Below are 12,296 nucleotides of genomic sequence, written 5' to 3' on the forward strand. Positions count from 1 at the left end.
GCTGACCCTAAATAAGCGGCAGTGCGGCTGCTCCAAGGTTTTTTTCGGAATCGAGGCTTAGGCCCGAGCTTACGAAGCAGTTTTTGCTTCGCAAAAACTTAAGTACATGCTTACGAAGCAGTTTTTGCTTCGCAAAAACTTGAAGGAGGCGCGGCTATGAACATAAGGGCGAAAGCGAATATCGTCAGCTGGTCCTTTATATCCATCGCAGTCATTATGATTTGCGTATTTTATTTCTATCCGATGATCCAGGCGCTCATCATGTCGTTCCAATCCGGGATGGGAACGAACTTGTCGTTCGTCGGTTTGGATAACTATAAGAGACTGTTCACGGACACCACGTTTATCGCGGCTTTAAAAAACACATTCATCTACCTGATCGTCCAAGTGCCGATCATGATTATTTTGGCGTTGTTTATTTCAGTGCTGCTCAACGACAAAAATTTGAAGCTGAAGGGCTTTTTCCGCACGGCGATTTTCCTGCCGGCCGTCACGTCGCTCGTCGCTTACTCCGTTATTTTCAAATATTTGTTCGGGCCGGACGGCCTCATTAACACGATGCTGCTTAAGCTTCATCTGATCAACGCTCCCATCGAATGGATCACCGATCCGTTCTGGGCTAAAATCACGATCATTATCGCCATTACATGGCGTTGGACGGGGTACAACATGATTTTTTATTTGTCGGCCCTGCAAAATATAGACAGCTCGATTTACGAGGCCGCCCGCATCGACGGCGCATCGTCGTTCCGTCAATTCACGAGCATTACGGTGCCGCTGCTGAAGCCGATCATTCTATTCACATCTATTACGTCGACGATCGGCACGCTCCAGCTGTTCGACGAGGTGATGAACATTACGAAGGGCGGTCCCGGCAATTCGACGATGACGCTGTCGCAATATATTTATAACCTCTCGTTCAAATATACGCCGGACTTCGGTTACGCCGCGACGGTGTCGTACGCCATCGTTATTCTGATCGTCATCTTCTCGATTCTACAGTTCAAATTGGCAGGTGATAAGAATGGGTAAGCTGAAACGCGTCTTCATGTATTTGTTTTTAAGCATCGCGGCCATTGTGTCGGTCTTCCCGTTCTTATGGATGATCGTCAGCTCGACGAACCGTTCGGTCGATGTTACGCAGGGCAAGCTGCTGCCGGGCCCTTATCTGTTCGAAAATTTGAGCAAGGCGTTCGAAACGATCGACATTGTGCCGGCGCTGCTCAACTCCGCCCAAATATCGATTACGACGACGGTGTTGGCATTGCTGATCGCTTCGCTGGCCGGTTACGGCTTTGAAATTTTCCGCAGCAAAACGAAGGATACCGTATTCAGCATTTTGCTTATATCCATGATGATTCCGTTCGCCGCGCTGATGGTGCCGCTGTACCGGATGTTCGGCACCATCTCGCAGACGATGCCGATTATCGGGATCGACACGATATCTTCCGTTATTCTGCCGACGGTGACAACGGCGTTCCTGATCTTCTTCTTCCGCCAGAGCACGAAAATGTTTCCGAAGGATATGCTGGAGGCTGGCCGGATCGACGGGCTCAGCGAGCTGGGCGTGTTTTTCCGGATTTACGTGCCGACGATGAAGACGACGTACGCGGCTGCGGCCATCATTACGTTTATGTCCAGCTGGAACAACTACCTGTGGCCGCTTGTCGTGCTGCAGTCGCCGGTGAAGCGGACGATTCCGCTGCTCATCTCGAATCTTGGCTCCAGCTACTCGCCGGACTACGGCGTTATTATGACGGTTATTTTGATCGCGACCCTTCCGACGGCAATTGTCTTTTTCTTGATGCAGAAGCACTTTGTGGCAGGAATGACGGGTTCGGTGAAGTAAGGAGAAAAAATTAAAGTTCAAAACAACCTCTTAAGGGGATAGGAGAGACCGACAACATGACGATAACGACAAAGCCCAGCCTGGATTGGCTGAGCGATCCAACCATATTTGCCGTCAATCGGCTGCCTGCGCATTCGGACCACGCGTATTACGCGACGACGGAGGAGGCTGCGGCGCGCGCGCCGATGGCGATGCGTCACAGCTTGAACGGCACTTGGAAGTTCCAGTATGCGCCGAATCCGGCGTCGAGACCGGCAGCTTTTTTTGAAGCGGGCTTTAACTGCTCGGGCTGGGATGAGATCGAGGTGCCGGGGCATATTCAGACGCAAGGGTACGGCCAAATGCAATATGTTAATACGATGTACCCGTGGGACGGGCATGAGGAGCTGCGCCCGCCGCAAGTTTCCGAAACCGATAACGCGGTAGGCAGCTATATGAAGACATTCCATGTGCCCGGCCATATGCAGGGCAAACCGCTGTTTATTTCGTTTCAGGGCGTGGAGACGGCTTTCTACGTATGGCTGAACGGTGAATTCGTAGGCTATGGCGAAGACAGCTTTACGCCGTCGGAATTCGAGCTTACGCCTTACGTGCGCGAGGGCGAGAACAAGCTGGCGGTCGAGGTGTACCAGCGCAGCACGGGCGCATGGCTGGAGGATCAGGATTTTTGGCGGTTCTCGGGCATCTTCCGCGATGTGCATCTCTATACCGTGCCTTCCATTCACGTATACGATTTGCACGTGAAGCCGGAGCTGGACGAGACGTTTAAGAAGGGCACGCTGACGGCGGCTCTTACATTCCGGGAAGCGCCGCCGGCCGGCGCTAAGGCGGTCGTCACGCTAGTTGATACCCAAGGCGGTACCACTGCGGCAGCGGAGCTGAAGCTGGACGGCTCCAAGCGTGCGGAACTGGCGCTACAGATTCAGGAGCCCAAGCTATGGAGCGCCGAGGCCCCCAATTTGTATGAAGCGTTGATCGAAATCTATGACGCGGACGGCCGGTTGGTCGAAGCGATTCCGCAGCGGGTAGGCTTCCGGCGCTTCGAAATGAAGGATAAGCTCATGACGATTAACGGCGAGCGGATCGTGTTCAAAGGCGTGAACCGTCACGAATTCAATCCGCGCAGAGGGCGCGCCATCACGAAGGAAGATATGCTCTGGGACATCCGGACGCTGAAGCAGAACAACCTGAATGCGGTTCGCACCTCGCATTACCCGAACCAAAGCTATTGGTACGAGCTGTGCGATCTGTACGGCATATATTTGATCGACGAGATGAATCTCGAGACGCACGGCTCGTGGCAGAAGATGGGCGCCGTCGAGCCGTCCTGGAACATTCCGGGCAGCAAGCCGGAGTGGCAGGACATCGTAATGGACCGGGCGATTTCGCTGTACGAGCGGGATAAAAACCATCCGTCCGTCCTCATCTGGTCGCTCGGCAACGAATCGTATGTAGGCGACGTGCTGGTGAATGTCGCCAGGTATTTCCGCTCTGTGGACAATAGCCGCCTCGTCCATTACGAAGGGGTATTCTACGATCGCGCTTATACGGAAGCAAGCGACATGGAAAGCCGCATGTACGCGAAGCCGCAGGATATTAGAGCGTATCTCGATAACGATCCGCAGAAGCCGTACATCAGCTGCGAATATATGCACGCGATGGGAAATTCGCTCGGCGGCATGAAAAAATATACGGATCTCGAGCGGGAGTACCCGATGTATCAAGGCGGCTTCATCTGGGACTACATCGATCAGGCGGTAGTGAAGAAGGACCGGTACGGCAAAGAGTATTTGGCGTACGGCGGCGACTTCGGGGATAGGCCGACCGATTACGGCTTCTGCACGAACGGCATCGTCTACGCGGACCGCAGACTGTCGCCGAAGATGCAGGAGGTCAAGTTCCTGTATCAAAATGTGAAGCTGTATCCCGACCGGGAAGGGATTACAATACGCAACGAAAATCTGTTTGTGGACACATCGGCGTACGAGCTTATCTATACTTTAGCTTACGAGGGACGCGAGGTGGTTAGAGGGACAATCGAAGGCGCTGTCGTCGCGCCGAAGGCCGAGCAGCGGTTCCCGCTTGAGCTTCCGAGCGGTCTGGCTGCGGGCGAATACGCTCTGAGCGCTTCCCTCCGCTTGAAGGCGTCCACGCTGTGGGCGGAGGCCGGGCATGAGGCGGCCTTCGGCCAGCATATATTCCGGGTGTCCTCTGCGGAAGCGGGAATAGCGGGCGCATCCGCCGGCGATACGGGCGCCGGCGAACTGAAGGTCGTTCACGGCGACGTCAATATCGGAGTGAAGGGCCGCGATTTCAGCGCGATCTTTTCCAAGCAGGCGATGAGCCTGATATCGCTGCGCTACGGCGGCCGCGAGATGATCGCAGCGCCTCCGGCTCCGCAGTTCTGGCGCGCGACGACAGACAACGACCGCGGCTATGCCCAAGGCTTTACCGCAGGAGCTTGGTTCGCGGCAAGCCTCGCCCGCAAAGGCGTTTTGGCGGAAGTAAGGGAGGAAGCGGACAGCGTGACGATCGCGTACCGCTATCAATTCTCGATCAGCGAAGAGGCTGAGACGGTAATCTCCTACACGGTGCGAGCCGACGGCAGCATCCGCGTGGCTTCGGCGTATAAAGGAGCGGCAGGGCTGCCGAATATGCCGCTGTTCGGCGTTTCCTTCAAGGTGCCTGCCGATTATGACCGGCTCGACTGGTACGCGATGGGACCGGAGGAGAACTACGCGGACCGCGCGAACGGCGCGCGGCTCTGCTCGTTCAGCGGAACGGTCGCCGAGCAAGTATCGGGCTATGTGATGCCGCAGGAGTCAGGCAACCGGACCGGCGTTCGCAGAGTCAGCGTAACGGATGCGCTGAACCGGGGCATTCGCATCGTGGCCGACGGCGAGCCGGTCGAATGCAGCATCTCGCCGTATACCGCCTTCGAGCTGGAGAGCGCGCAGCATGTCTATGAACTGCCGCCGGTTCATTACACCGTCGTAACCGTAGCGGGACGCCAGATGGGCGTAGGCGGCGATGACAGCTGGGGGGCGCCGGTGCATGAGGAGTTTACCATTCCTGGAGACCGCGACCTGTCCTTCTCCTTTGTCATTGAGCGAGTGTAACGTCATATCTTTCTGCAGGGTAATAAGAAGAGGAGCTCTCGGGATGAGAGCTCCTCTTTAGGTTTGCCGCTTAGCGAAATCGAATGGATTACTTCAGCTTAAAGAAAATTTTCGTATCCTCGTAATCCAGCGTCGTGTCCTGGCGGGAGAGGACCAAATAGTTTTCTTGGCCTTTGATGACAGGCAGCAGCCACTCGCCGGATACTTCGAAGGAAGCGCCTTTAGTCGACGGCGTTACTTTCGGGAAGTCTGGCAGCACCGCATCGATTTTTTCGTCCATCGATCCTGCAAAGCCGCTGTCCCAGCCGCCGATCACGTAGTAATCGTTCAAGGCTTGGGCTCCCCAGATTTGAGGCGTGAAGTTAGCCAGGTAGGCATAGCCTGTGCCCTCGGAGCCGGCTTTCATCGTTACGTTTTTCACCTTCAAATCGACCAAAACCCTTACATATTCCACATCCGGATCCAGATCGGTCGTATCGATGCGATAGTCCTCATAATCGCTGACAGGGATCGGCGTCACTTTTTTGAGCGTAACCGTGTAGTCGGCCGAGCTTGTATCGTATTCGCCAGGCTTATAATTTACAAGGTCGGTGTACGTAAAGGCTGTTCCGAATTTAACCGGATCGGCAAAGGTGCCTTTGTTGCCCGATGTGCTTGCAGGCGGCGTGCTTGGCTTGCTGTTATCGATGACTGGAGGCGTCTGGCCTTCCGGGGTAATAACAACGACTTGACGGTTCGCGTCCCACTGCACATCCGCGCCAAGCGCGTCGGCTACGATCCGCGCAGGGACGTAAGTTCTTCCTTCGTACTTGATTGGATACAGCGTGCTTCCGTCAAGCTCCAGATCGACTTCCTTGCCGCCTACCTCAATGCTGATCGCGTAGTCCTGCAAAGCGGTTATTTTTTTCTGGGTCGTCGCGGAATACGCGATGGATCCCACGCTAAGGGCCAGGGATACAACGGTTGTTGCAATCAACGTTTTTTTGGTCAGTAACTTCTTCATGCTTTAATCTCCTTCGCACTGTTTTCCATCTATTAACTCTATTAGGACAAGCATAGTGGCAATTATAGCTGAGAGATTTATCCATTATCAATCCGATCGGGAAAGGAATGGCGAAAAAAGGAAGTAAGAACTACCGAAGTCTGGAAGTTTCTTATCCAATAAGGACAAAAGTAGGGGGTTAATGGTCGGATTTCGACAAAAAACTCCCGGCCGCTTGCCGAGAGCTTTGTCTGAAGCTTTAGAACTGACCGCTTTCCAGCATCCGTTCGCGGGCGTAGGCCAGCGCGTTTTTAACGATGCGCCGCGCCTCGTCCGCTTTTCCGTCCTTCAGCGCCTCGTAAATAGACCGGTTCAGCGCATTGGCGGAGTAATGCTTGATATACGGGGTATTTAAATAGTTGATGTAAGCCGCCATCGAAATTTTATCGACATACGTGTCCATAACCGCCAGCATCGCCTGATTGTGGATAGAGGAAACAACCGCTTTTATAAACAACATGGAATGCTTCATGTAGCTCAAATAATCGTCGGCTTGCTCCGCTTGCAGCTGCTTCTCGAGCAGCTCCGCCAGCCGCTCCAGGTTCAGCCTTACTCCGCGCTCGCCGATGACATCGAGCGTGTACACCAGCATCGCCATCGTCGCCTCATACATATCGAGCATTTCTTTTCCGTTGATTTCTTTAATCAGCACGCCGCGGTTTTTCAGCGAGACGACAAACCCCTCCGATTCTAAGTGCGTAATCGCGTTGCGCACAGGGGTACGGCTCATCTTCAATTCTTCCGCCAGCTCGTTCTCCGACAGCAGCGTTCCGGGCGTTAGCCGCCCGCCGATAATTCGTTCCTTTAATATGCTGTAGGCAATCTCAGACTGTGAGGCCATCATCCAATTCCTTTCATGCTAGAGGAAACCCTCTTACGTTTTCCGCAATTAACCTTATCTTAACAGTCGGACTTTTGGCCGCGCAAGGGTTTTCGCCCCTTCACAAACTCTCAATACGGAGCAAATACTCCATTGACATTAAGCTTGTATTCTAGTTGCGTACCAGTTGAAAATACGAACCTTTAGGAGGCTTTACGGTGCTGAAAATGCGGAATGCAAACGGTTGGAAAATGATGTTGATCATGATAGCGGCGGCGATGCTTGTGCTTGCAGGCTGCGGCCAGAGTGCAAACGAGACTGCTGCTGGCGGCGAGTCCTCAGGAGAATGGCCGAAGGTGCTGCGAATCGGCAGCCTGCCGATGGAGGACGGCGAATTGAGCCGGGGAGCGGATCAGTTCGCGAAGGACTTGGGCGAATATTTGGGCATAGAGGTCGAGACGTTCCAGGGCGAGGACTACAACATGATGATCGAGGCGATGCGTTCCAAAAAAATCGACCTGACGACATACGGCCCATTCGGCTATATCATTGCGGCCGAGCGCAGCAACGCGAAGCTGCTGGCCGCAATGAACAATGGTCCCGGCACGGAAGGAACGAGCGTCATCATCGTGCCGAAGGACTCCCCGGTCCAGAAGGTGGAGGAACTGAAGGGCAAAAACTTCCTGTTCGCCGATCCGGCGTCCACAACGGGCCATTTGTACCCGCGCGCGACATTAATGAAGCAGCTTAACCTTGCCAATGACGAAATTCCGGAGTTTTTTGGCAATGTGTCCTTCTCCGGCGGACATGACAAATCGCTTCTAGCGATTGCGAACGGTGACGCCGATGGCGCCGCCACTTGCAGCCAGTGCATTGAGATGATTGGCGGAGCGGGACTGATCAACCCGGAGGATGTTCGCGTGATCGCGGAGTCCGATCCCATTCCGGGTGGCGGAGCATTGGCATACCGAGGCGATCTGCCGCAGGATCTGGTGGACAAAATGCGGGAATTCGCGCTTAGCTACGCGGACAAAAACCCGGCTTATTTCGAAGGACTGGGCGCTAAGGGCTTCTTCCCGGCCGAGGACTCCGATTTCGACGGGGTGCGCGAGGTAGCGGAAATGCTGGAGATGTCGCCGGAAGAGATGCTGGCTAACTAATAGAGGGAAAGGCAGGAGGACGAGAGAACATGGCGCTGATGAAGGTTGAAGGATTGAGAAAGGTGTATGCGGACGGAACGGTAGGATTGGAAGGAATCGATTTTACAGTGGAGGCCGGAGAGTTTATCGCGGTGATCGGACCGAGCGGAGCGGGCAAGAGCACGCTTCTCCGGTGCTTGAACCGGATGGTGGAGCCGACGGAAGGCAGCATCGCCTTCCAGGGCGATGAGACAATCGGGGCCAAAGGCCGCAAGCTAAGACGCATCCGCCGGGAAATGAGCATGATCTTCCAAGGCTTCAACCTGGTTGAAAGGGTATCCGTGCTTACGAACGTTCTCCACGGAAGGCTAGGCTATATGAGCAGCTGGAAGGGCGCGCTTGGATTATTCGCCAAGTCGGATATCGCGGAAGCGAGGAGACTGCTTGCGCGCGTAGGCTTGCAGGAGCAGACGCATAAGCGGGCGGATGAGCTGAGCGGCGGGCAGCAGCAGCGCGTCGGCATCGCCCGGGCGCTGGCTCAGCAGCCGAAGCTGATTCTCGCCGACGAGCCGATCGCAAGTCTGGATCCCGCAGCGTCAGAGACGGTCATGAGCAGCCTGCACCGTTTCTGCTCTGAGGATGGCATCGCCTGCTTATGCAATCTCCATCAAGTCGATATGGCGAAAAAGTACGCTTCGCGAATTATCGGCATTCATAAGGGGCGGAAGGTGTTCGACGGGACGCCGGAAGAGTTAACGGATGAAATGATTCACCTCATTTATAATAAAGCGCCTCAGGAAAGCGTCCGCCCGAATGACGAGCCGGCCGACACGGCGCGGAAGGAGACGGCGTAACGATGAGCGAGCAGCAGCTTCAGCGCATTCGGAAATGGAAACGGAATCAGCTCTTGCTGTTTCTCATTCTGCTCGCGGGTCTCTCCATCTGGTCGGCCTTCGGCACCGGCTTTAGTCTGCCGGCTCTTTGGGGAGGCTTCGGCGACGGCGCGCAGTTTGTATTCGTCGATCTTATGCCGCCTGATTTCTCCGGCCTTGCGGATCTGATCGGACCGGCGCTTGATACGATCTACATGAGCTTTGCGGCGATGTTCGTCGGTTCATTGATTGCGGGGGCGCTGTCGATTTTCGCGGCGGCGACGACCTCCCCGCATCCCGCTTTGCAGATTGGTCTTCGCGCCTTCTCGGCGATGTTCCGGAACATTCCGGTTATCATTTGGACGATTCTGCTCGTAGCTTCCTTCGGCCTTGGCAATCTGGTCGGCACGTTGTCTCTGCTCATCGTATCTATCGGAATGCTGGTGCGGTGCTTTGCGGAATCGTTGGAGGAGATCGATATGGGTCAAGTCGAAGCGCTTCGCGCGGCCGGGGCGAGCTATTGGCAAGTGATCGGGCAAGCGGTGCTTCCGCAATTCCTGCCTAGCTTTATCGGCTGGTCTCTCTATAACCTAGAGATCAACGTCAGAGCGTCCACGATCGTCGGGATGGTCGGGGGAGGGGGACTCGGCTTCGCCATTCAATCCGGCATTAAACTTTTTCAATACAAAGACGTTAGTATGGCGGTTATTTTGGTGTTGGTCATCGTGCTGGCGACAGAATTTCTGACGAACCGCATCAGGGGGAGGATTATCTAATGGCAGAAAATAGGACGAACACGCTAATCAACCGGCAGCCGGAAGAGAGGCCTCCTGCTGTGAAGTCCGCCGGCAGCTATCGCAGCCTTCGGTGGTATGGGTTGTTCGCTGTCGCTTTCTTTATCTTCAGCTTGATTCAGCTGAATTTAGACTACTCCCGGCTGCTGTCCGGCGTATCCAAATTCGCGAAAACGGTCAGCTTGATGTTTCCGCCGGATGCCTCCCAGTGGCAGCACGTGTTAGGCGCGGCGGTCGAATCCATCCAAGTCGCCATCCTCGGAACCGTGCTGTCGATCATCGTCTCCTTCTTTTTCGCTTTTCTGGCGGCGGCTAACACGACGCCGCATCAATCGGTCGCCTGGCTGGTGCGCAGCGCGGCGTCCCTGCTGCGGGCCATTCCGACGCTGATCTGGGCGCTCATCTTCATCGTGGCTGTCGGCATGGGACCGCTTCCCGGCGTGCTCGCCATTACGGTCGGCGCGACAGGCAGCCTCGTTAAGGTGTTCGCCCAATCGCTTGAAGAAGTCGATGACGGCGTCATCGAAGCGCTTCGTTCGACGGGAGCAAGCTGGCTCCAAATTATTATACAGGGCGTTCTGCCTTGCGCCTTATCTGCGCTTCTCGCATGGTGCGTGATGCGGTTCGAGGGCGATTTGGCCGAATCGACGATTCTTGGCGCCGTAGGGGCGGGAGGCATCGGCTTTGAGCTGTCCCACGCCATGCGCAGCTATCGGTTCGACCAGGCGCTGTTTGTCGGCTTTGTTATTTTTATTATGGTGTTCAGCGTGGAGATTGTATCCAACCGTCTGAAGCGCCGCATGCGGAAGCGCGCTTAAAGCGGCTAACCGACATTATTCAACTGAAGGAGTGACGATTATGAGTATACAAGAGCAGATATCCACAACGCAGACACAGGGTATCCGCAAGGTCATGCTGGAAAGAGTGGACGGCGAGCAGCTTCGATTGTCGTGGCGTCCGCCGCTCACGGTGAGCAAGGTGACGATCTGCCGCAGCGATGCCGCCAACCTCGCGGAAGAGACTGCGCATTTGGTAGCGGTGGTGACGCAAGCGCAGGAGCTGACGTTTAAGGATCCAAAGCCGAACGGCCGCAGCTATTATTTCGTGAAATTCGAAGGAGGCGAGACCGTCGCCGTCGCCGAACGGATCATTCCGCTGAAGGGAGCGCTTAACTTCCGCGATCTAGGCGGCTACAGAACGGCAGACGGCCGGGCCGTGAAGTGGGGCAAGCTGTACCGGTCCGCAGGACTGTCCCTCTTAACGGAGGAGGACCTCGCTTACCTGCAGACGCTGGAGCTTGCATGGATTTGCGATCTTCGCTCCGACGCGGAGCTTGCGGTAAGCCCGAGTCCGGCGATCGGCGATGCGGCGAACGAGCAGTTAAGCTTTTTGGCGTCGGCCAATCCCGAGGAGATGATGGCCGGCCGTGCGATTACGATCGACATGCTTGCGCATATGAACCGGGGCATGGTGAGCAATACGGCGCTTACGGCCGAATATTTCCGCAAGCTGCTGCAGCGCGAGGGCAAGCCGACCTTGTTTCACTGCGCGGCGGGCAAAGACCGTACGGGCTTTATCGCCTCCGTCGTGTTGCAGGCGCTTGGCGTAGGCAGGGAAGATATTTTGGAGGATTATGCCATTACGAATCAATTTTCGGAACGGTTCAAGGAGCAGATGAGCGGCCAGAGGGATACTCATGCCGAAATGCTCGGTAAGCTGGATCCTGAAGTCATTCACGCGCTTATGATGGCGAAGCCGGACTATTTGGCCGCTTCCTTCGAAGAAATCGATGCGCGCTATGGAAATTTTAAAGGATATTGGGTAACGGGTCTGGGGCTTAGTATGGAGGAACTGGCAAGACTTCGTTCGCTCTATTTAGAGTAGGAAATCTATCGTCTTAGGAAGTGAAGGTGCGCCATACGAGCGTGCCTTTTTCTTTTTCCGGGAACCATTCATCGCATTCGCATTCGCATTCGCATTCGCATGAGCTTCTTTTGGAAGGATATAATGGGAAGATGAAAGGGGGCGCTCATTTGTCGCGCATATATTCGTTTCCGCCTATTATCGATGAACGGGCGCGCGTGCTGATTGCGGGTACGGCGCCTAGCGTGAAGTCGCTTGAGCACGGGCAGTTTTACGGGCATCCGCAAAATTTTTTTTGGCGGATTATGTACGGGCTGTTCGGAGAGAAGGAACCGGGGCAAATCGAGTACCCCGCGCCTGATCCAGTGTATGAGAACCGTATCGCGTTTATTCAGCAGCATGGCGTCGCATTATGGGATATTATCGGCTCTTGCGAACGAGAGGGCAGTTTGGACGCCAATATAAAAGAAGAGATTCCGAACGATTTTCCCGGCCTGCTCGCGCAATATCCCGGTATTCGGTGCATTGCTTTTAACGGCGGCAAGGCGTTTGATACGTTCCGAAAGGCATTCGGCAAGCATCCGGCATTTGCGCATATTGCCAAGCTGAAGCTTCCTTCCTCCAGCCCGATTCCGACGAAGCATATGCGGAACTTGGAGGACCGGATTGGGGCTTGGCGGGTTATCGTGCCGTATACGGAGGAGAGTTAAACCTGCCTCCCGGCGGCACTCCGCCGTTGAAATTAGAGAACTTCCTGTATATAGTAGTAAATACGAGATGAAAGACAAGCGGGAGCGG

Annotated in this window: 11 protein-coding genes; 9 read left to right on the top strand and 2 right to left on the bottom strand. The window is 55.0% G+C overall.

Annotated features, from left to right (window positions below):
- The first annotated feature begins 156 nt into the window (after positions 1 to 156).
- Genes D3P08_RS17545 through lacZ form a run of 3 tightly spaced genes read left to right on the top strand, consistent with a single transcriptional unit; the run spans position 157 to position 4,968 of the window.
- Positions 157 to 1,032 carry a carbohydrate ABC transporter permease gene (locus D3P08_RS17545; RefSeq protein WP_119601009.1) on the top strand — a complete coding sequence of 292 codons (876 nt, stop codon included), beginning with the start codon at positions 157 to 159 and terminating at the stop codon, positions 1,030 to 1,032.
- Entirely contained in the window at positions 1,025 to 1,849 is an 825-nt protein-coding gene (locus tag D3P08_RS17550) for a carbohydrate ABC transporter permease (RefSeq protein WP_119601010.1), read from the top strand. Before D3P08_RS17545 ends, D3P08_RS17550 begins: the two co-directional genes overlap by 8 nt.
- A 56-nt stretch (positions 1,850 to 1,905) precedes the next feature.
- The gene (gene lacZ, locus D3P08_RS17555; RefSeq protein WP_119601011.1) at positions 1,906 to 4,968 is read left to right on the top strand and encodes a beta-galactosidase, LacZ type; all 3,063 of its coding nucleotides are present in this window, start codon (positions 1,906 to 1,908) and stop codon (positions 4,966 to 4,968) included.
- 88 nt (positions 4,969 to 5,056) lie between these two features.
- Here the strand turns inward: lacZ and D3P08_RS17560 are convergent, their stop codons facing one another.
- Positions 5,057 to 5,971: a copper amine oxidase N-terminal domain-containing protein gene (locus tag D3P08_RS17560; protein ID WP_119601012.1), complete on the bottom strand. Its 915-nt coding sequence runs from the start codon at positions 5,969 to 5,971 to the stop codon at positions 5,057 to 5,059.
- Positions 5,972 to 6,209: 238 nt separating this feature from the next.
- Positions 6,210 to 6,854: a GntR family transcriptional regulator gene (locus D3P08_RS17565; protein WP_119601013.1), complete on the bottom strand. Its 645-nt coding sequence runs from the start codon at positions 6,852 to 6,854 to the stop codon at positions 6,210 to 6,212.
- A gap of 203 nt (positions 6,855 to 7,057) precedes the next feature.
- On the opposite strand from D3P08_RS17565, the gene D3P08_RS17570 reads away from it, so the two are divergent.
- The 6 genes from D3P08_RS17570 to D3P08_RS17595 all read left to right on the top strand — a co-directional run bounded on the left by D3P08_RS17570 (position 7,058) and on the right by D3P08_RS17595 (position 12,208).
- Positions 7,058 to 7,990: a phosphate/phosphite/phosphonate ABC transporter substrate-binding protein gene (locus D3P08_RS17570; RefSeq protein ID WP_240647627.1), complete on the top strand. Its 933-nt coding sequence runs from the start codon at positions 7,058 to 7,060 to the stop codon at positions 7,988 to 7,990.
- 29 nt (positions 7,991 to 8,019) lie between these two features.
- On the top strand, positions 8,020 to 8,823 hold the full coding sequence (phnC, locus tag D3P08_RS17575; protein WP_119601014.1) for a phosphonate ABC transporter ATP-binding protein: 804 nt from the start codon (positions 8,020 to 8,022) through the stop codon (positions 8,821 to 8,823).
- Between the two features lie 2 nt (positions 8,824 to 8,825).
- Positions 8,826 to 9,617, top strand: coding sequence for a phosphonate ABC transporter, permease protein PhnE (gene phnE / locus D3P08_RS17580; protein WP_119601015.1), 792 nt, complete (start codon positions 8,826 to 8,828; stop codon positions 9,615 to 9,617).
- Positions 9,617 to 10,453 (top strand): phosphonate ABC transporter, permease protein PhnE, encoded by an 837-nt coding sequence (gene phnE, locus D3P08_RS17585; RefSeq protein WP_119601016.1) that lies wholly within the window; start codon positions 9,617 to 9,619, stop codon positions 10,451 to 10,453. The genes phnE (D3P08_RS17580) and phnE (D3P08_RS17585) overlap by 1 nt, the downstream gene beginning before the upstream one ends.
- Positions 10,454 to 10,493: 40 nt before the next feature.
- A complete protein-coding gene (locus tag D3P08_RS17590) occupies positions 10,494 to 11,519 on the top strand; it encodes a tyrosine-protein phosphatase (RefSeq protein WP_119601017.1) in 1,026 nt (341 codons plus the stop codon).
- A 149-nt stretch (positions 11,520 to 11,668) separates the two neighbouring features.
- A complete protein-coding gene (locus tag D3P08_RS17595; RefSeq protein WP_240647623.1) occupies positions 11,669 to 12,208 on the top strand; it encodes a DNA-deoxyinosine glycosylase in 540 nt (179 codons plus the stop codon).
- Positions 12,209 to 12,296: the final 88 nt, after the last annotated feature.

Origin of the sequence: Paenibacillus nanensis (assembly GCF_003583765.1) — a bacterium.
Lineage (GTDB): Bacteria > Bacillota > Bacilli > Paenibacillales > Paenibacillaceae > Pristimantibacillus > Pristimantibacillus nanensis.